General features: G+C 30.1%; 18 protein-coding genes. 6 read left to right on the forward strand and 12 right to left on the reverse strand.

Annotated elements, in window-relative coordinates:
- On the forward strand, positions 1 to 700 hold a 700-nt coding region (locus FJV36_RS04105), incomplete at its 5' end, for an IS4 family transposase (protein WP_158728099.1).
- Positions 701 to 799: 99 nt separating this feature from the next.
- Entirely contained in the window at positions 800 to 1,603 is an 804-nt protein-coding gene (locus FJV36_RS04110) for a hypothetical protein (protein WP_158729007.1), read from the forward strand.
- Between the two features lie 125 nt (positions 1,604 to 1,728).
- On the opposite strand, the gene FJV36_RS04115 is transcribed toward FJV36_RS04110, so the two are convergent.
- Entirely contained in the window at positions 1,729 to 2,154 is a 426-nt protein-coding gene (locus FJV36_RS04115; protein WP_158729006.1) for a hypothetical protein, read from the reverse strand.
- A 1,360-nt stretch (positions 2,155 to 3,514) separates the two neighbouring features.
- Here FJV36_RS04115 and FJV36_RS04120 point away from each other — a divergent pair.
- Positions 3,515 to 3,994: a hypothetical protein gene (locus FJV36_RS04120; protein WP_158980855.1), complete on the forward strand. Its 480-nt coding sequence runs from the start codon at positions 3,515 to 3,517 to the stop codon at positions 3,992 to 3,994.
- A 10-nt stretch (positions 3,995 to 4,004) separates the two neighbouring features.
- Complete coding sequence (locus tag FJV36_RS04125) at positions 4,005 to 4,505, forward strand: hypothetical protein (protein ID WP_158980857.1); 501 nt, start codon at positions 4,005 to 4,007, stop codon at positions 4,503 to 4,505.
- A 1-nt stretch (position 4,506) separates the two neighbouring features.
- Here FJV36_RS04125 and FJV36_RS04130 read toward each other — a convergent pair whose 3' ends face one another.
- The 10 genes from FJV36_RS04130 to FJV36_RS04170 all read right to left on the reverse strand — a co-directional run bounded on the left by FJV36_RS04130 (position 4,507) and on the right by FJV36_RS04170 (position 18,446).
- Complete coding sequence (locus FJV36_RS04130; protein WP_158980859.1) at positions 4,507 to 5,142, reverse strand: DUF4391 domain-containing protein; 636 nt, start codon at positions 5,140 to 5,142, stop codon at positions 4,507 to 4,509.
- A complete protein-coding gene (locus FJV36_RS16430; protein WP_233264933.1) occupies positions 5,139 to 5,645 on the reverse strand; it encodes a hypothetical protein in 507 nt (168 codons plus the stop codon). Before FJV36_RS16430 ends, FJV36_RS04130 begins: the two co-directional genes overlap by 4 nt.
- Before the next feature lie 96 nt (positions 5,646 to 5,741).
- Complete coding sequence (locus tag FJV36_RS04135) at positions 5,742 to 8,366, reverse strand: helicase-related protein (RefSeq protein ID WP_233264934.1); 2,625 nt, start codon at positions 8,364 to 8,366, stop codon at positions 5,742 to 5,744.
- A gap of 5 nt (positions 8,367 to 8,371) precedes the next feature.
- Positions 8,372 to 11,500 (reverse strand): type III restriction-modification system endonuclease, encoded by a 3,129-nt coding sequence (locus FJV36_RS04140; protein WP_158980861.1) that lies wholly within the window; start codon positions 11,498 to 11,500, stop codon positions 8,372 to 8,374.
- Between the two features lie 100 nt (positions 11,501 to 11,600).
- Positions 11,601 to 12,497, reverse strand: a complete 897-nt coding sequence (locus FJV36_RS04145; RefSeq protein ID WP_199251027.1) for an Abi family protein — start codon at positions 12,495 to 12,497, stop codon at positions 11,601 to 11,603.
- A gap of 136 nt (positions 12,498 to 12,633) precedes the next feature.
- On the reverse strand, positions 12,634 to 14,619 hold the full coding sequence (locus FJV36_RS04150; protein WP_158980863.1) for a site-specific DNA-methyltransferase: 1,986 nt from the start codon (positions 14,617 to 14,619) through the stop codon (positions 12,634 to 12,636).
- A gap of 84 nt (positions 14,620 to 14,703) precedes the next feature.
- Complete coding sequence (locus tag FJV36_RS04155; RefSeq protein WP_158980865.1) at positions 14,704 to 15,603, reverse strand: hypothetical protein; 900 nt, start codon at positions 15,601 to 15,603, stop codon at positions 14,704 to 14,706.
- Positions 15,604 to 15,624: 21 nt separating this feature from the next.
- A complete protein-coding gene (locus FJV36_RS04160) occupies positions 15,625 to 15,903 on the reverse strand; it encodes a helix-turn-helix domain-containing protein (protein ID WP_158730501.1) in 279 nt (92 codons plus the stop codon).
- Between the two features lie 133 nt (positions 15,904 to 16,036).
- Positions 16,037 to 17,227, reverse strand: coding sequence for a hypothetical protein (locus FJV36_RS04165; protein ID WP_158980866.1), 1,191 nt, complete (start codon positions 17,225 to 17,227; stop codon positions 16,037 to 16,039).
- Positions 17,228 to 17,234: 7 nt separating this feature from the next.
- Complete coding sequence (locus FJV36_RS04170) at positions 17,235 to 18,446, reverse strand: site-specific integrase (protein WP_158980868.1); 1,212 nt, start codon at positions 18,444 to 18,446, stop codon at positions 17,235 to 17,237.
- 459 nt (positions 18,447 to 18,905) lie between these two features.
- Between FJV36_RS04170 and FJV36_RS04175 the strand changes: the two genes are divergently transcribed.
- Positions 18,906 to 19,241, forward strand: coding sequence for a type II toxin-antitoxin system HigB family toxin (locus tag FJV36_RS04175; protein ID WP_158730507.1), 336 nt, complete (start codon positions 18,906 to 18,908; stop codon positions 19,239 to 19,241).
- A 40-nt stretch (positions 19,242 to 19,281) separates the two neighbouring features.
- A complete protein-coding gene (locus FJV36_RS04180) occupies positions 19,282 to 19,845 on the forward strand; it encodes a transcriptional regulator (RefSeq protein ID WP_158730508.1) in 564 nt (187 codons plus the stop codon).
- Positions 19,846 to 19,924: 79 nt separating this feature from the next.
- Here the strand turns inward: FJV36_RS04180 and FJV36_RS04185 are convergent.
- The coding region (locus FJV36_RS04185; RefSeq protein WP_233264556.1) for an IS1182 family transposase at positions 19,925 to 21,563 on the reverse strand (1,639 nt) is incomplete at its 5' end.

The raw sequence follows: 21,563 nt of genomic DNA on the forward strand, positions 1-21,563 counted from the left end.
TTTTGATGGTAATTTGCCTGCATATATCAATATCACCAACGGTAAAACAGCTGATAATAAGGGAGCTTACGAAATTCCCCTTTTAAAGGGCAGTGTGATTGTTGCAGACCGATTTTATAATGACTTTTCCCTTTTGAATATTTGGGACAGCAACGAGGTGTTTTTTGTAATTAGACATAAAGAGAATTTACAATTTACTACAGTGAAAGAAAATGAATTACCTGAAAATCGTCACGAGCACATCATGAAAGACGAATTGATTGAATTGAAAAATGAGCCTTCAAAAAATAAATATCCAAAGAAATTAAGACGGGTAGCGGTGTGGGATGAAGAAAATGGACAAGTTATTGAACTTATTACAAACCAGTTTTATTGGTCTCCCAACACTATTGGGGAATTATATAAAAGCAGATGGCAGGTAGAAATCTTTTTCAGAGATATAAAGCAGCTACTTCATATAAAATCGTTTATAGGAACATCCGAAAATGCTGTTATGATTCAAATTTGGACGGCTTTAATTACCATTCTCATTCTAAAAGCATTAAAAGCACAATCAAAATTTGATTGGTATTTATCCAATTTAGTAGCTTTCATACGATTGAATCTTTTCGTTAAAATTGACTTGCAAAAATGGTTAGATAAGCCATTTGAAGAACACATAGAGCCTCCTCCAGAAAACATACAGGGGGTTCTGTTTTAAAAAATGACCATTTCTAAGGTGTAAACTCAATGAAATGGGCGGATTTTATATGATGTAATTTTATTTAGGACAGGATTGATTCAAAATCAAGTAAAAAAAATGGCTAAACAGAAAGGACATATAAAATATGTCGGAACGTTAGGAGAAGTTAGACACTTCAAAATCAAAGGAAATGACGGTTATTTTGCTGGACTAAAAGGAGGTCCGACCGCCGAGCAAGTAAAAACTGCACCTGGCTTTATTCGTACTCGTGAAAATATGAGTGAATTCGGCGCTTGTGCCAATGCAGGTAAATCAGTAAGAGTTGGTTTATCTTCATTAATGAAACAAATGGCAGATAATCAATTGACAGGTCGATTAACTGCAATTATGAAAAAGATCAATATTGAAGATGGTTCTGAAGCTCGTGGACAGAGAGCCGTTTTAGTTTCGCAACAACCTCAATATTTGAAAGGATTAGATTTTAACCGTAACATTTCATTTAATGGTGTTTTTTCAGCTCCTTACACATTAACTCCTAATGTAGATAGAAATGAAAGTGTTTTAACTATTCCTTCATTTAATCCTGCTAATTTTATTAGTGTTCCATCCGGTGCAACACATTTTAGAATTATCAATGCAATTTCAGTTATTGCAGATTTCGTATTTAATCCAACTACTGGAGCTTATGAAGCTGCTGATACTGATTTAAATGAACTTTCAAACATTGCTTATTCAGCTTACACTCCTGTCGATGTAGCTACTACTCCATTAACAGTGACTGCAACTTTACCAAATGCTCCAACAATGAATACAAATGTAACTGCAATTGGTAGCATTGGAATTGAGTTTTACCAACAAGTTGGCTCAAACTATTATTTGTTTAATGCAGGAAACGCAATGAAAATACAAGATTTATTCTAGTATATTTCAAATTCAAAATTAAGCCCTTTCTTTCGATTGGGCTTTTTTTTATTCTCAAATTATAGATTTTCTATATAATGATAACTTATGTATTAAATATCTATGAAATAACTATCAAATATCCATTACTCTAAAACTTTGCAATATCTGTTGATAATTACATTTCGAATATCATTGACTAACTTCAAATTATTAACAAAATGTATCTCCTGTTCTTCAAGTAGTTTTAGTGCTGCAATGTTTTTTTGATGGTTCTCAAATTCTTGAAGCATTGTTCTAACTCTTGAATTAAATTCCTTTTTAAAATCAAACAATCTTAAAAACGGAATTACGGAACCAATAAGAAATTGATGCCAAAATTTAGCTTTCCATAAGCTGTAAGCAACAAAATAGATATTTTCAAGGTCTTCTTGATTGTCAAAAATAACAACAAAGCTATTTGTAAAAGGTTCTTTTTGTGGTTTTCCACTATTTAAGCCTTTATTTAATAGATATAAGCAAGGTTTATTGTACTTGGTGTCTTTCCTGTGGGTTTTAATAATAAAGTTCATTACATCGGATTTAAAAGGTTAGCTTCCTTTTTCCTTTTGGTTTCCTCTGAAATGCAGGTGTGCCTCGCTACGCTCCGCCCATTAAAACTTTTCAAAAGAAAAAAAAAAAAAAAAAAAGAAAGCCATTCGTCCAAGTGGAAGGTTTCAAAAAAGCAAGTTTTTCAGAAAAAATACTACCTGATATATCATCGGAAATGTATTCGTCAAAATCAAAATAAAGCGTCTTGCGAAACGGTATAGGTGGAGATTTTTTCTGAAACCCGTAGGGCTTGAACTTGCTTTTTTGAATACCTGCAACTTATCTTTGCTTCCTTTTTTTTATTTTTTTGGTTTTGTTTCCGATTTAAAATAATTGTCTTTTGAAGTCAGATTTAAAAAATGTTGATTAAAGTACCAAACGTCTTGAAAGGGTATCAAATTTTAGGGCATTTTAAAAAACCAAAAAACAATATAAAAGCTTTTTGAAATGAACTGAAATTTGATACTCTTTCTTCTCTATTTGATTTTTGAGGATGCCTGATTGTTCTGGCGAAAGGAGGTTTTTCTATTTTATCTAAATGTTATTCGTAAACGTAATGGCATCTTCAAAAAACAATGAAAACACATTCGTAGTGTCCGATGGCAGAAGCTCGAAGTAAGGGTATTCTTTTTTATTTGCTTATTGGGATGTTCTGATTGGTTTTCTTGGCTGCTTGATGCCTGCACGTAAATAGAAAGATAAAACTTGAATGTTACTACAATTATTGTACTGAAAACGCTAGGTATCAAGCTGACGGAAAGCCAATGACTTGAGGTTTTGTGGCAAATAAAAAAGAATACTCTTACTGGCATTATTGGGATTGTAGGTATAGAAAATTGCTTTAACCAAAAAAACAATAAACACTAAAAGCAATTTTTATACTTACAATGTCAATATGAAAATACTTCCTATTTCTTTTTATGCGGTTCGATTGTCTGCGTCAGTTCGGTTTCGGAAGAAGTTATGCGGAAAGATAAATGTTGTATTTAACGTAAACGTGATGCGGAGGTTTACAATTGCTAGTAACGGCTGGCTTTGCGTCTGTTGGGGATTAAAAAGCAGTATATTTTCCGTTACACTTAAGAGGACAAAAACAAGATAAACATTCTGTTAAACACTATTGCCCCAATAGCGCAAAACCACCGTTACTAGCAGTTGTTTCTTTTACGCAATAACTTTAAATCATCAAAATAGATTGTTTAAATATTGAAAAGAAAAGACTTTAATGAAAAAAAATAGTTTACAATTGGTTTTTTATTATACTTTTGCATACTTTTTTAACGTATATTTGTTAGTATATTTTATTAATATTATTTACATTTGATATAATTAAAATCTTTTATGACTACACAAGACATCAATATTATCCAAAATCAAACTAATAATGTTGAACAATGGTTTGACGAAATGGTTGCGAATTTGAGATACGATCAAGCTTTATTAGAAATAGATGTTCTAGAAGAAAATAAAAAAAAGATATACGATACTTTAATATCTGGAAATCAAGATTTAATAAATCATTTAGGTAGACAAGCAAGTTCTGCTTTTTTCATTACTCGAATAGTAACTGATTATTTTAGAGAATTAGTAAAAACTAATAGCAAACCAAAAAAAATAGCGTTGGAATTATCTGATTCTAAAATATTGGTGTGGGCTGAAATTAATGAAAATGACGAGGTAATGGAAGATGGACTAATCTTAACAGAGGCTAAAATGAATGCTGACTACTCGAAATATGGATTTCATATTTCATCAACAATAGTTGAAGATAGCGATAAACTACCTGTACCAAGTCATTATAAAAATGTACCAATTAATTAAGAAGACATAATTGGCTACCTTTCAAGAACACATAAATCAATCAAATAATAATTTAGATTATTTGTCTAAAATCAATTCATCTATCAATGACAGATGGGATTGGCAAGTGACAGTAAGTTTCTATTGTGCTTTACATTTAATAAATGCACATATAGTCCAAAAAACAACAAAAAATTACCTTTCACATAGTCAAGTATCACACGCTATTAATCCATTCAATCCTTTATCAGTTTCTAAAGTAGATGAGGAAACTTATTTGTCATATACTAAATTATTTCAACTATCTAGAAGAGCTAGATATTTGTTAAATGAGAATTTTGATAATACTAGTGCTGTAGATATTCAACCCGCTTGTGTTACTTATAGCAAGCACTTTAAAAAAACAGTTCATCATTTAAACAAAATAATGGATTTTATGACTACACAACACGGAACAAGCTTTGTAAAACGTAGTTTAAAATGTATTGATTTAAATAATCAAACATTTACTTACTTCACAATAATTCAATAATTTATAGTAATTTATATTCTTTTTTAAGTTCTTTTAGTTTTTGATTCATTTCGACTTTTAGATTGAATTGTTTTTCTTTTTTTATCTTCTGTTCAAGTTCTTCGATTTGCTTTTTAAACTTTGTTTTGGAGCTGTCTTTTTCGATTATCTCTTTTATATTTCTACTTCGGAATCCTGATATTTGAGAACAGAAATCGGTAAAAATAAAATCTATGCTTTCTTTTAGATTAAGCGATATTTTCTTCTTTGTGATAAATTGCCAATCTGAGATGAAATTCCAATCTATAACTGCTGTATTTTCATTATTTATGTGATTGTGCTTTTTGGATGTGCTTAAATAAGTTTCTTCTCCAAATGTTACTATAAAAATAATGTGATATGGAATTGCTTTGTCTATTACATTTAGTAATGGCTGAATCTTTTCTTTTGTTTTTAATTTGATTTCAAATATTTGAATTTCCTTTACATCATTACCATCAAGATTGATAGTGTCCTTTGATAATTTATTTAGCCAAGTGATTTTATCAATAGTATCTGTAAACTTCTTTTTTTGCGATGAATTGGTAAAATCATCAAAAGCGTTTTTAGGTATAAATCTGTTTACAATAGTAGATTTTGGAAGTTCAAAATAGGTCATTTTATTACTACGAATGAAATTAAACTAAAATCTTCTAACCCTTTTACATTATTGGTTAATGCTGTTGTACCACCTGAACGGAATAAACTTTTAATATCTTTATCTGCTTCGGTCTTAACAATAGAACCAATTGATTTCTTTAATAAATCGGAATAGAAATCCATATTTTTGAAATCGTTTGTTTCATCACAAAACTTGTCGCATAATTCTGGTAATGGTTCGTAATATCCTTTACAATGAAGTCTAATTGCATCTAATGATTTTTTTGCATCAAAATGATTGTGGATTATTTCGCCGTTTTCTTTTATGTAGATTATGTAATATGGATGCAAACGATTTTGTTTATCAATATTGACTTCATTATTGATATTTCTTAAAACAAAAATTACTCCTTTGCTTTCTTCACTTTCTGCTTCTGCAACTGCATAGATTCCTTCTGGGATATTTTTTAGTTTTCCATATTTTTTGAGGAAGTTAGATAAATCTACTCTAAAGTCATTCAATCCTAAATCTGTTATGCTAACTCCTTCTCTTAAATCTTCAAGGTCAACAACTTCTTCTTGTAATTTTTTTAATTGAATTTTGCGGTATTCTAAATCTTAATCATCGGTTTTTAAAATGTTATCATCTCCTGTACTAGCCATATTACTAATAAGCATTCTATCTTCAACACGTTGTTTTAAATTTATATAAGCATCTAAAGATACATCTGGCCAAAAATTGACCATTGTAATACTTGAATTAATAGAACCAATTCTGTCTATTCTTCCAAATCGTTGAATTATTCTAACAGGATTCCAATGTATATCATAATTAATAAGAAAATCACAATCCTGTAAATTTTGTCCTTCTGAAATACAATCGGTTGCAATTAGAACATCAATACTATCTTCAAGATTTGGAAATATATCCTTTTTGTTTTTTGAAATCGGAGAGAAACAAGTTAACAATGTATTCAAATCAGTATTAATATTTTTACTGGTACATAATCTTTTAGAACCGGTTATTAATGCTGTATTGATATTATAATTTTCTAATAAATTATCTTTTAAACTATTGTATAAATAATTAGCTGTATCTGCAAAGGCTGTAAAAATTATTACTTTTCTATTGTTTTCGTTTATTGGATTTTGAAATTTTTCTTCAACAACTTCCATCAACTTTTTTAGTTTAATATCGCTTGAACGGCTAATATTGCTTACTTCATCTGATAATGTTTGTAAATTGTCTAAATCCACTTCTAAATCTTCAATCCATCTTGTTTTATCTAAATCCTCAACTCTAACTTTTACTTTTTTACCAATTATGTTTTCTTCATCACCCCAATCTGCATCCCAATCAACATTTTCATTATCTATATCCCATTGCACACTTGAAACTGAATCTGTATTTTCTTTTTTTAGTAATTCTAATCTAGTTTTTATTTGTGATAAAATATCATTTAAAGTCAAACGAAATGAATCAATGGAACTCTCAATACGCTTTAATAAATTAATGCGCATTAATAACTGCAAACTTTTTTCTCTGTCTACTTGCGTAAAAGTTCCTGAACCTGATTTTACTTTTTTATCATACTTATCAGCATACAACTGAACTTTACTTGGTAAAATATAATTTAATGGAGAATAAACAGAAAGGTTTAAAAGCGTTAATCTTTCCGCAATATTTTCAAAATTTATCTTCTTATCTGTTAATGGGCTGTGAATAGATAAAGGTTTATTCCTTACTGGAAATTTACCAATATCTGAAGTATCATAATATTTAGTAATGTGTTTTCTAGAACGTGCAATTGTTAAACTGTCTAATATCTCAAAGAAATCAAAATCAAGCATTTCTAAAAGCTTTTCAGTTGTTCTATCGTCATTAGATAATTTAGACCAAGTATTAAAAGACTTTTGCGCTCTAACAAAAACTGTATCAATATTTCTTTCGGTATTTAAACGATCATTAATTTCAAAAGAAGCTCCTTCATAAGCAATAGCCAATTGATTTTTTAAATCATTAAATCTATTATTTACAGGCGTTGCTGAAAGCATCAAAACTTTAGTTTCAATTCCTTCTTGAACAATTTTTCTTAATAGTTTTTGATACCTATTTTCTTTACCTACCGAAGTGCTATTGTTTCTAAAATTGTGCGATTCATCAATAACTACTAAACCATAATTACCCCAATTTACTAACTCTAAATTACGGCCATTACTCATTCCTTTTTCACGTGATAAGTCGGTGTGAAATAAAACATCGTAATTGAATTTATCTTTAGCTAAAAGATTATTTTTATCGTTTTGTCTGAACGTGTTCCAATTGGCTTCTAGCTTTTTAGGACATAAAACCAAAACATCTTTATTGCGTTTTTCGTAGTATTTAATAATTCCTAATGCCGTGAATGTCTTACCTAAACCAACACTATCTGCAACTATGCAACCATTGTAACGCTCTAGCTTATTTATAGCGCCAATAACGGCATCTTTTTGAAAGTTAAACAGTTTGTTCCAAATTAAAGTTTCTTTGAAACCTACATCATCATTTGGCAAATTATCGGAATTAATATCTTCTAAAAAGTCATTGAAAATATTATATAGAGTAATGAAGTAAATAAATTCTGGACTATTCTCTTTGAAAGCGTTTTCAAAAAACTCCTGAACTTGTTCTGTTACTTCTTTTAGGTATTCTTCGTTATCCCAAATTTGTTTGAACCAATCAACATAAGCTTTACTATTTGGGAAATCTACTTTTTGAATTAATGTTGGAAATCCTTGTTTGTGTGTTACTCCTAAATCGGAACTTGTAAATCCTGTAATATTGGAATAACTAACTGATTGTTCTCCTTTTTCAATATTTATTAATCCGTTTAATGGAAGATTATTTTGTTTATTGGATTTGAATGTTACCTTTTCTTTAATCCAAGTTGAACATTCTTTTGCAATGGCTTTTTGATTTAATTCGTTTTTTAATCGTAGTTCAAAATCGCCACCACATAATTGACTTTCATTGACAATATGAGGGATATAAAATTCTCTTGAAATCTTTTGAAACTTATCTTCAATAAAGGTTGGTGAAGTAAAAATAAATTCTAATTCGTCAATACCTTTTAATTCTTTTTTAAGTGCTTCAAAAGCATAAATAGAAAATGAGGAAGCTGCAATACTTAATTTGCTTCCCTTTGTAATCTCGGCTTTTAAATCCTCTCCAAGTCTTGAAGTTATGTTATCAATTATCTTCATCCTAATTATTTTAACTGCACAATTTCCATCATATTTTCATATGAAATTACACGCTTAAATTTTACTTCGCAATTACTAATTGCAGCAAAATGTTCTTCTGCACAATGGATTTTTAAGTTTTCTATACTTTTTAAATCATTTGTATCATTGGTTCCTTTTGTCTCAGCAATGAAATAGATTTGTCTTACTTTATCTTTATCAAATACAATTGCCCAATCTGGATTATAAGTGCCATTCGGTATTGTTATTTTAAAACCACTTGGAAGTTTGGCATAAACCGTCACTTCTTCGCTAGCTTCTAATGCATTTGCAAATTCTTTTTCTACTTTAGAATCGGAAACAAGATAATCGTAAATGTGTTTTTTTAGTATTTCTGTTTGGCGCAATGATTCTTTAGAATTGGTAAAAACCGTTTTAGCATCGTATCTATCCTCTGTTTTGTGATATACAATGTTATTGATAATTAAACTTGCTTTTGTTTCATTTATCAACTTACTGCATTTAGCAATGAACTCTTCGGGATTTTTTCTAATCAAATAAAATTGATTTGGATTTATCTTTTTAAGAATAGTTACTACAGTTGTTCTTTTTAAATTAGTTGCATTCACCATTTCGCCTATGATGTCATAAACAGTATTAGTATAAACATCTGTATCTAACTTTTTAGTAGCACGACTTGTAACTTGTATGGCTTCGTTATTGTCAATTTTTTGTTTGGTTGTTTGTTCTAAAACTCCTTCTTTAACTTCATAACTTCTGTCTGCAATATGTAAATCTTTATTGATTCTGTTTTTACTATCTTCTATAAGTTTATCGGTATCAAATTTTACTTCATAAATAGATTTAATATTAATTCTATTCCAAAGGTCTTGAAACTCTTTTTTATGGAAATTACTATTTACTGCAACCTCAACATTGTTTCTGTCATTCTCTATATTGATGCCATCGCCTGTATAGATTGATTTTAAAAGCTTCGTAATATCTTCTCTAAATGGTTCAAGATTTTCTGGCAATGGAACTTGATTACTTTCAATTTTTGCTTTTCCATCAGTTGTTATTTTATCTTCATCATCAAGTATATCATTTTTGTATAAAAACTTGTTTAGCTTTTTGGAAACCTCTTCTGTCAATCGAATACTTTGACCAAAAGCATCGGTAACTAATTTTCCAATAAAGAAATCTACTTCGGCTTTTTGTGGTCTATCCTTTAAGGTTGCTGCAATTTCAGACTGCAAACCTCTTGCAAATTCTTCATAACTTTCAGAAGCAATAACAGTTAATCTATTTATTTCGTGAACTTGCTCACCAACTGTTTCAAAGTCTAAACGGTTTCCGTGTTCATTGACACATAAACGCATACCACGACCAACTTCTTGTCTTCTTCTAATGGTAGCATCAGAATGTTTTAAAGCGCAAATTTGAAATACATTTGGATTATCCCAACCTTCTTTTAAAGCTGAGTGAGAGAATATAAAACGTGTTGGTTCATCAAAACTCAACAAACGTTCTTTGTCTTTCATAATTAAATCATAAGCCGAAATATCCTCTGAATCTTCTTTGCCACGTTTTACCGTTGGGTCAATCATTTTGTTTTTTTTATCGATAGAGAAATATCCATTGTGTATTTTGTCGGCTGAATCTCTTTCAACATAGCTAAAATAATTGCTTGGCATATATCCTTTATGAACATTGCTTGGATCACTTTCTTTTAGATATTCATTGTATTCTTGATGAAATAAATCTAAAAATTCACTTCGTAATTTATTATATTCTTCTTCAAATATTTTGGCATATTCACCTGGAACTTCTTCTCCTAATTCGTTGTATTGTTTATATTTTTCAACGGAATCAATAAAGAATAACGATAACACTTTTATTCCTTTATCGAATAATTGTTTTTCTTTTTTAAGATGTGAATAAATGGTTTCTCGTATTTGGATTCTTCTAAAATCTTGTTCGTAGAAATCGCCAATCACTTCACCTGCAAACAATTCTAAACCATTAATTACAATTTTATTATGATAGCCGTCAATTTCTTGAATGACCTGATTTTTGTATTGTGGCATATTACCTGAAAGGTCAAATAAATTTGCTCCTTTAGATAGTTTTTGTCGAATACGTTTTGTTGCTCCACTTGCATTTCTTACTTCATATTCAACTGCTGCAACTGGTGCTTTGTCTTTGCTAACTACTATATTTTCTAAATACAAATATCCATTTGTTCCTGTTGTACCCTTTAAGTTGATTCCCTTTACTTGTATTTTTTTTACTAGTTTTCTGTTATAAGCATCCAAAGCATCTAAACGGAATACTTTATTGTATTCTACTTTGTGAGTTGCTGAATAACGTAATGTAAACAACGGATTGAAATCTTGCATACTTTCCAATGTTCTTTCGCCATCAACAGATTGTGGTTCATCAATGATAAGTATTGGATTGGTTTGTGCTAAAATTTCAATTGGTTTTCTTGAACCAAATTGGTCTAATTCCATTTTGATACGTCTTGCATCTTTTCCTGTAGCATTAAATGCTTGTGTATTAATAATCATTACACTAATACGACTATCGGAAGCAAAATTCTCAATGTCTTGCGGACGAGAAGAATTGTAAATAAATGGTGTTATTTTATGCTGATATATTTCTTGAAAATGGTCTTGGGTTACTTCAAACGATTTGTAAACTCCTTCACGAATAGCAATACTTGGCACAATAATAATGAACTTACTCCAACCGTATTCTTTATTCAATTCAAACATACTACGAATGTAAGTATAGGTTTTTCCTGTACCTGTTTCCATTTCAATAGTTAGATTGTATCCAAGATTTAAACCTTTTGGTCTTTCTAATTGCGTGCTTTCTGGAATATCATTTGCAAACTGAACCCTTTTAAGGTTTTCTAAAATTTGATTATCGGTAATTTGAATTGGTGTATTTCTATATCCAATGCTTTCCATTACTTCTAATTCTAAAGTATTAGCCACAACACCTTGAGCTAATTGCTTGGCTTTCTTAATAATATCTTTTGAGCGTTCTAAAGTAAAGCGATTGGTTTTTATAGGTTGTCCTGCAAAACAATCAACAACTGCTTTTACGGCATCAATTTGAAATTGTTGTTCTTTGAATTGTAATTTCATTTATGTGAAATTTATTTTTTTATTGGTCATAAATGGTATCGCTTTTTTAGCGGATTTTGCTACGCAAACTTTTTTGTGGCGATTTCATTTATTTCTTTATCTATTTCCAAAAATTATCTTCTTTCCAATTAACTGGAAAACCCATTTCTTTTTCTTGTGCCAAAGGACAATTGTTCATCAATGCTACTAGATTGGCTTTGAAACTATGCTCTGGGCTTATAATGTTTAACAAATACACAACATTGCAAAGAACAGCATAAGTTTTATTAGTATAGTAGTATTTGTTTTCTACATACGGATAAAGCGTTTTTCGAGGTATTGCAATTTCTGGCAATCGTCTATTCCATACTCTGCCATGATGCGCACAAGTATTGCGTAGAATACTTAGACAAAACATCCAATTGCTAAACAAGTCAACATCTTTAAGACCGTAATACTGTGCTACACTATTTTTTAAATCATCTTTTTTTAGATTTTTAAATAATTTGGATAATAACCCCATACTACTAACTTCAAGACTCATCCAACTTGGTGGACTTGTGGGTTTGGTATATTTATGTTTGTAATGTTTGATAAACGTTTCGTTACTTCGGTCTATTTCTTTTTGAAGACTCGCTATATGCTCTGCAAAATAAACAGAATTATTATATAATTCGGGTTTTAAATGCCAATGACTACCGTGTGCTAATGCGTATTGATAAATAATTTGAGTACGAAAAGACACCTCTATTTTTTCAATAGCATTAAAAATTAAAAGACGCAATTGCCTATCAAAAACATACAAATTTATAATTTCTTCAAACTTTATTTCTTTTATAAAAGGTTGGTTTTCTTCTTTATTGTTTTGAAACGGATAGGTATAAGCTCGCAGTCTATAATAACTAATGTTAGATAAATAATGGGCTGCTTTGGTAGTGTCGTTAATTTGCAAGCCTCTAGATTGCAATTTTTCTATTTGTTCACTAACTGTAATAGGTTCTTTTTTATAGAGCATCATTTGAAGTATTAAATGAAACTTTATAAAAATCGAAAACCCACCAAAGTGTGCATCGTAGAGAGGCATGGTGGGTATTATTGGGAACAAATGTATTGTATGTTGTAATCATATCCAAACTTTTTAACAATAATTTTAATTATATCACTTTCATTTCAGAATCAGCACTTAACTGTTTCAGTAATTGTTTTACGTTTTCTTTAGCTGTGTCGTCTTTGAATGATTTATCTCTAAAAACTATTCGTAATGGTTTTAGCGTTGCAATTTCTTTAGCAAAAGCTTCATCAATGCCTTCGTCAAAACAACACAACAAAGCATCATCAGCCACTTTAAATACTTCTTTGTTGGAAATTTTGGTTTGTTCTATTTTTAGTGATAATGGTAAACCCCAATCTAACATAATTTGTGCTACTAAATCATCTGAATTTCTATCGGGTTTGATGTTATCTTCTAATAAATCTAGTTGCCCTTGTTCGTATTGAGTTGGTGTATAATATACGTCTTGCATATTACTACTGTCGAGTTTATATACCCTGAAACCTTTGTCTAAATTATCAATAGAAAATTGTAAAGCATTAATTTCGGCTTGTAATAATTCTATTTTTTCTTCGTCTTTTATTAAATCATATTTTTCTTCAACTGTTTTTAGTGTTTCTTGCTTTTGTTTGATTAATTTTTTTTGTTTTTCGACAATTGCATTTCCCGCTCTACGGATTCGTTCTTTACCAATTTCACAAATAGTATCATAACCATCTTTAAATGCTTGTTCTTTTTCATCAACTTTCTCTTGAATTTGAACTAAAATAAATTTACTATTACCATTATTTAATAAATTATTTCTAATTAAAGAATGAGCAGTTGTTGCTGAACCTGAAAAAAAATCTAATACAATATTGTTTGCTTTATTATTTGTTGAAAGAGTTATTATTCTATCTATTAAATCAATAGGTTTTGTGTAATTAAAATAATTGTGTTCAAACAATTTTAAGAAGTCTAATGTAGCTGATTGTGTACTTCCTACTTCTGTATAATCAAGAACAGATCTTTGAACAACTTTTTTTGCTTCAGTAATATATTGCTTTTTTCGTGGAGATTTACTTTTACCATCAATACCCCAATAAAGAATATTATCTTTTAGATGCTGTTCATGTGTCTCTTTAGAATATGCCCAAACAGCAGTTTCTTTTGGCCAAACTTCCTCAAGCGTAAATGGGTTTGTTATTGGATAATACAAATTTGGCCTCTCATCTTTGTTTTTATTACAAGTATATGCTGCTGAGTTCCAAGGTCCTTTTGGATCATTGTCTGGGTTTGTATAGTAAGAATTCTGCTTTTCATTTCGCTCAAGTCTATTTGGAAACCATTTTTCTTTGTCTTTGGAAATGACAAGTAAATATTCGTGATCACTACTGAACCATTGCGAATCATTTGCTGGAGAAACTCTTTTCTTCCAAACTAATTTTGCTACAAAGTTTGTCTCGCCAAAAATTTCCTTTAATATTTTTTCTAAATTATCAACCTCATTATCATCAATCGATATAAAAATCACACCATCATCTGTTAAAAGATTTCTGGCTAATTTTAATCGTGGGTACATCATGGTTAACCAATCAGAGTGGTAACGCCCTGAAGTATCTGGGTTGGCTACTAATCGGTTATTGTATTCGTCTTTTAGTCCGGCTTCTTCTTGATATTCGTCTGTATCTTGTGTAAAATTGTCTTTATACACAAAGTCTTTTCCTGTGTTGTAAGGAGGATCGATATATATCATTTTTATTTTACCCAAATAACTTTCTTGCAATAGCTTTAAAACTTCTAGGTTATCGCCTTCAATGTACAGGTTTTGAGTGTTATCAAAATCTACACTCTCTTCACGAACTGGACGCAAGGTTTTGTTTATGGGTAAATTAGCCATTACAATCGCTTCACGTTTTCCTGGCCATTCTAGTCGGTAACGTTCTTTGTTGCCTTCAACAATATCTTTGGATAACTCTTGCTTTAATTGGTCAAAATCAATGGCTAAACCATTGGAAGATTCTGTAACGCAATTAGGGAAAAGAGCAGCTATTTTTTCTATGTTTTGGCTTACCAAGTCTGGTGAAGTCATATCGAGTTTGTCAGTCATTTTGCAAAAAATTGATAAAAGCGTAAACTTACAAAAAAAAAGTAACTATAAAATATTGATTTACTAATTACAGCTATTTACTATTTATATGATGGTATTAAAAACTATTTTAACCTGTGCAGTTTCCACCTTTGTAATAGTTGGAATATGCACACATTTTAAATATTTGGACTTTCGTTCTATGATATTTCTAATAGTTGAATGAAGATTGTTTGAACCCAATTTTTTATAATAAAGTTTCTTTTGATTATTGAATTTATTGCGGTTACCGTTTTTTAAAATATCCTCCCAAAAAACAGAATTAAAAAATTTTGCATCAATATTTTTCGATGTATCGAATAATAAAACGTTATCCCATTCTTTTAATAATGATGCTATCAAGATATTATAATTCTCAAGTAAGGTTAAATCGTTTAATGTAAACAAACCTAAACTATGAATGAATTTAGATTGTCTTGACCTAACTTCAAACCTAAATGTGTTTTCGCATTCGTGTGGAAATTGCACACTTTTATCATAAGCTTTTATTTGTTTGTAAGCTTCATTTCCTGCTAATTTGAAACTAAAATGTGTTGTTGGTCGTGTGAATTGTCGCTTTTCGTGATAGACTAAATTATGAATTAAATCGGTCACATTGATAATAGGATTAATGTTTACACCGTATTCTAAATTTATAATTTGGCACTTGTTCAAATCAATACTGAATAAATCCTTTATTTGATTAATAGCATTTATACAATATTCAATATAAAAATCATCTGCATTGTGCAAACCATCATTATAAAAATAATGTATGCTACCGCTAACTTCTAAACGATTTTGATGTTTAATAAAATATAGGTTTTTGTATCTCTTGGTTTGCTTTTCTTTAATTTCATCAATATACAATCTCTCTGACTTCCCAACATATTCCAACAATTCATTGTTCCAAACCTTATTGATTTGGACTTCATCAATAATTTTGAATTTTAATAAATCTAGCATATTCGAGATTTATAGATTCAATTACTTTTTATATGCTGGCTTGTAGTTTTTGTTCAACATCTTGGTTATGTCATCCATTTTGTAATAGATTTTTGAACCAATTTGCGAAAATGATATAATACCTTCATCACGCCAAGTTTGCCCGGTACGTTTGCTTATATTCATTAGTTTTAAAAACTCTTGATTATCAACAAAAATCTCTTTTGGTTCTTTGGAATTTTGTGTGATTGTTTTTTTGATTTCCTCGATACGCATCACCATATCATCATACTGCTCTTTAGATAAAATAATTGCTTCCATTTTATATTCTTTTTAGTGTTAATGAATAAATTATGGTGCAACATTAAGCGAAATGATAAAACAAAAACAGTTACAATGGGTTATATAACCCTTGCGTTAAGTATTGATTTTATTAGGATTGTGAAGGAATAAATTATTTTATTTTTTTTACATCAGCTAACATTAAACGTAGTTTTTCTTCCCAAAACTCAGCTGCTTTACTTTCGGGTTGATTGAACTGACTTCTTAATTTTTGGGTGCTAATATCTTTATCGCCTGTTCTCTTTGTTTCAAAATTTGTTGAAATAAATCGGTGTAATTCGGCTTCTGATTTAATATCAAAAATATTAGGTTTTAAATCTTTTAGCAGCTTAAATAATAATGCCAATTCTGGAACTGATAAATTGGTTTTTAGTTTTGGATTGGTTGAAGTAACTGTATTATTTTCCTCTACTTTGTCGTGTTTTTTTATTTCGTTTAATATAATATTTTTGAACTCATATAAACTATAAAATTCGAAAGGATACATTAACGCTTCTGTGTCAATTGATGGCTCTAAACTAATATTTATTTTTTTGCGATTTTCAATTTGTTTTTCGGTCAAATCTTCAATTGGTGTTCTTTTGTAAAAAGGAATTGGCAACCCTTTTTCATTGTATTCATCTACTCGCTTTTGAATTTCTTCTGCTGAAATACTACTTTCAAATTCATCTTTCTCAACAAACAAATAAAGCTCTAAATCGTTTAAAAAATATTTTAATGGATCTAGTTCAAAATTAGTTTTTTCCTTGAGTATATTATGTAATTTGAGTTTTCCGTAATCACTATTTCTAATATCATCAAATAAATCATTGATAGTATCTTCTTCAAATTCTTCTACTATGATTGAATTTTCGAGTTTAGTATTTTCAGTTTGGGTTAAATAAATTTCTTTTAATAATTTGTAGTTTTCTATTGCTTTTTTCCGTTTTACTTCAATTTTTTCTTTCATCAAATCGATGTAGTTTTCATCGTTTAGAAATTGTAAATCATCAGGAAGACTGCCGAAATTTTTATTGTAAGCTCTTTTTAATAGTGAACTAAATTCAGTCCAGTCTGCTAATACATATCTTTCATAGGCAATATCGAAAATATCAAAAAGCATTTTTAACTGAATACCATTAAAGTTTTCAATTTCCATTTCGGTTTTAAACTTCTCAAAATTCGCATCTGGATTGTCTGCTTCAATTTTCTTTACATAGCAATAATCATATTTACTTTCCGTAACTAATAAAGTGTAAGGAAATAACAATGCCTTTAAACGCCCTGATTTAAAGCGTATCTCTTCTCTTTTAGTCGTTATCATATAATTATCAATCAATGTATTGGTCAACTGCTTTGTCTAATTCTTCATTTAATATTTTTGCGTAAATCTGTGTGGTTCTAATGTCACTGTGTCCCATTAACTTACTTACGTGTTCAATTCTCATCCCATTATTTAAAGCTGTCGTTGCAAATGAATGACGACTTAAATGGAAAGACAAACTAAATGGTAATTCTAATTTATCACCTAATTTATTTAGTTGGAAATTTATTGAATGATTAGAGCTATCAATGAAATTTTGTCTAAATTCTTCATCTTCAATAAATTTCTTTTTATCAATTACTAAAGGAAAAATAAAATCTTCTTTATTGGCTTTTGGGATTAAATACTTGTTTAATATTCCTAAAGCAGTATTTCCTATTTTAAACTGATGTTCTTTTTTTGTTTTTCGTATTGTCTTTTTAATCCTGTTCTCTTCCGGGTTAAAATGTTTGTATTGTAATTCAACAACATCACTAAATCTTAAACCACCTGCATATATTGCAAAAGTAAATAAATCTCTTGCAAGTTCAGCTTTATCTTTTAATTCCAATTTTGCCAGTGCTTCAAGTTGGTCTTTACTTAAAAACATTCTTTTGGTTGGGTCTTTCTTTAAACTCAATTTACTAAACGGATACATATACTCTGGAATAATGTCGTCTTTAATCGCTTCTTTGAACATTATAGCCAAGATCATAATTGAATAACGTTGTGTTGTGTTTCCATTATTTAATTTATTACCCATATGACCTAGATAATCTTTTAGTAACGATACTGTAATTTCATCAAAATGTAAATTCCTTGTACCAACCCAATCTTCAAATTTCTTTAAATACAAAACATAATTTCGATAAGTGCTTATTGAAACACTGCCTTTTATGTTTTCACATCTTTTGGTTGAATACTCAAAAAAGTTAGGAATATCTTTTCCTTTGATTGCTTCTTTCAATTTATTAGCCGAAACGCTTTTAACTTTACGTTCCAAGTCTGCAACCTGTGCTTCTGCATCCGCAACCTTTTGAGCAATTGAAGCGTTCATTCTAGCACTGTTTGGATGGTTTTTCTTTACACGTTGTTTATCATCGTCCCATTCACTTTCTTTTAGTTTTACACCTACGGCAACAAACTTTGTTTTTCTGTCTTTAATCAGCCTAATATAAAGCGGAGAGTGTCCTGATTGGTCAATTTTGTTTGTTCTTAAAATTAATTTGATAGATGCCATACTAATTGAATTTGAATTATACTATATTTGTAAACCGATGTAATAAAGCGAAAACCTTTAAAATCAAGGAGTTCATTTGGGTGCATCGTGATACGAAGGTACAACATTGGGTACAACAAAACAAACATTTTAGTGCTTTTTTATGCGCTAAAATATCCGTGTTATTTTTACAAAGTCAATGAATATAGGTAATTAGAAGAATAAAAGTGTGTAGTTAAATTAATTCCACTAACAGCCGTTTGCATAAATGGCGAGTTATGTGGTAAAATCACTTTTATCTTTCGCAAGAACTTTTATCTTAGCCGAAAATAATCGGTCACGAAGTTCGCCACTTCTGCAAGCCGCGACACGTTAGGCGAAACTTTACAGCACCTCTAAAAAACAACTCGTAAATATATAAACACAAAATTTAAAAGTTCGGAAATAATTAGAACTTTTATATGTATATTTGTACTCGATATGGAAATAATTGGAAAAAAGCATTTAGAAAAACTGAAAAGTAAGAATAAGGGAAACATTTTATTACACAATGCAATAGATAAATTATTTGATGATTTAAAAGATAGCAATTGGGACAATAAATTAGATCTTATTAATGAAAGACCCGATGCAGATTGTGTTTATGATGATTTTTATTTTTTTGACATTAATATTCATAGAGTTTTTATATTAATAGAATTTGAAGACGATGAAGCAACGATAGTATGGTGTGGAAATCATGATGAATATGAAACTACATTTAAAAACAATAAAAATACTATTAAGAAATGGTTAAAAAATAAAGGACATATTTAATAAACTCTTTTATAGACAACTTTAGCAACAATTTAAAAAAATGAAAACACAAATAGATTTAAAACAGATATTAAAAAAAGGGCATATTTCTGATGAAATTGGTCTTGAAAGAGCAATGATTCTAGATAGAAAACTTCGATTACTTGTTAAAGATAACCCTGAATTAGCAAACGAAAGAAAACAACTTCGAGCAATTATCAAAGAATATGAAAATAAACATTGGAGTAAAGATTCAATCATTTCTGATGAAAAAATACAAGAAAGTGATTTTGCAGAGTTTATAGCGGAACAAGAAAGAAGATTTTTAGAAAACAGAAAAAATGTAATTAAAGATAAGATTTCCGAACATGGCATAAATCAACAAGATTTAGGTATAATTTTAGGCCATAGTAAATCTTATATGTCAGAACTAATGAATGGAATTAGCCCTTTTAACAATAGAGATTTAATAATTATTCATCGTTTATTTCACATTAAACTTGAAAATCTAATTCCCACAATTATACCTCAAAAAGATAGAAGTAAAATTAAAGCATCAATATTAAAAATAAATAAACCTAGTCTAAAATTAGCCAAAGTAGATTTAGAAAAAAGCTTCGCCTAACACACGTAGCTGTTGCGCAACTCTCTTAAAAAAGTAAAATTTCAAGATAAGCGTAAAAAACAACCTCGTTTAAGGATTTTTAAGCGAGGTTTATTTTTGGTTTTAGGTTGTAGTTTGTAAAAATAAAATGCCTTAAAAAGTCAGTTTTCAAGTCAATGAAAGCTGTTTTTAGAGAAGTTGGTACTTTTGCTTGTATTTCACTTACAACTCCGGCTTTTGTTTTTGTTTTTTTGGTGATAAACTTCAAGTATTTCTTAAGATTATAGGTCAACGCTGCCATTAAAACGTGTTTGTTGGCTTGCTTGATTCCTCTTGTGTTTACGCGCTTCATATTGGTAAAATTGACCAACGTTCCTATTACTGGTTCTACGGTTTTACTTCTCACTCGCACCATTTGCTTGGCATAGCGTGCGTTTTGAGTCAGTTTTTGGTGCATTCGATCGTAGTGTTCCTTGTGGATGCTGTGATCTATCTTTTTATACTTAGTGCTTTTTCCGCAGCATTGTTCTCGTAGTGGACAGTTTTTGCAATCGCGCTCACTACTTCGATAGCTGTTTTTGGTGTAGCTTTTGCTATCGTTCTTTTCGCCTTTAAAGAGTAAAATGGCTTTGTTGGAACCTTCTTTGATGCATTCATATTGGTTGAGTTCTTTGTTGAAAATAAAACCTTCTCGCTCGGGTTTGTACTGTCCGAAGTTTGGAATATAGGCATCGATGTTTTTTTGGTGCAAATATTTTAACGCTTCTCCACTACTATAACCTCCATCGGCTAAAAGTTCTTCTAATTCAATGCCATTTTCATTTAGATTTTCCTCTGTTAATTCTACTATTTTTTGCACGCACTGACTATCGCGTTTGTCTGCAAAATCAGAACAGGCGCCTGTTATTACATGATGAGCATCGTCTACAGCTATTTGTCCAAAATAGTTTAACTGTCTTGCTTTTCCTGGTTTTACACTTACCCTAGCATCAGAATCGGTGGGAGAATAATGGGTGTGATTCGATACAAATCTCGGACGTATTGAATTGCCGTGTTCATCTACTTTATCAATGTTGAAGTTAGGATTGGGTTGGCTCTTGTAAGCTTCTTTTTTCCAATTATGGTGTTGTTCTACTAGTTTCTTTCTAGTGCTGGTAGTTTTAAATTCGCTGTTTTCTTCTAATTCATCTACAAAGGCACTGGCATCTTCCAATACTTCTTTCTCTACCAAACTATCCATAGAGGCATTGGCTTTGATAAAAACACTGTCCACGGCTTGACGCTTGCCGCGAATCATACCTTTGGAAACACATAGTTTTAAAACGGCTTTAAACAAACTTAAAAACACTTCTTCACCATATAACTGACGCGTGCGACTAATGGTGCTGTGCCAAGGCAATGCTTCGTCAATGTCATACCGAATAAAAAGGCGAACATCTAAACAATTTGAGCAATATTCGATGAGTTTCCTATCCGAATTTATGTTGTTTAAATAGCCTACCAAACAGATTTTGAAAAACACAACGGGATCAATGCTCTCCTGTCCTTCGTCTCCATAATACTTTGCAGTAGCTTTATATAAAAAATGAAAATCGATAGCTGTATCAAGCAATCGATAAAAATTATGCTCAGGAATCAGGTCCTGTAAATGAACTTGATAGAGCATTTTTGGCGTGAGTTCTTTTCTTCCTTGCATAGTTAAAAATACAATTTCTTTTACTTTTTTGCAAGTTTTTTTT

The sequence above is a fragment of the Flavobacterium sp. I-STPP5a genome, from assembly GCF_009764685.1.
Taxonomy (GTDB): domain Bacteria; phylum Bacteroidota; class Bacteroidia; order Flavobacteriales; family Flavobacteriaceae; genus Flavobacterium.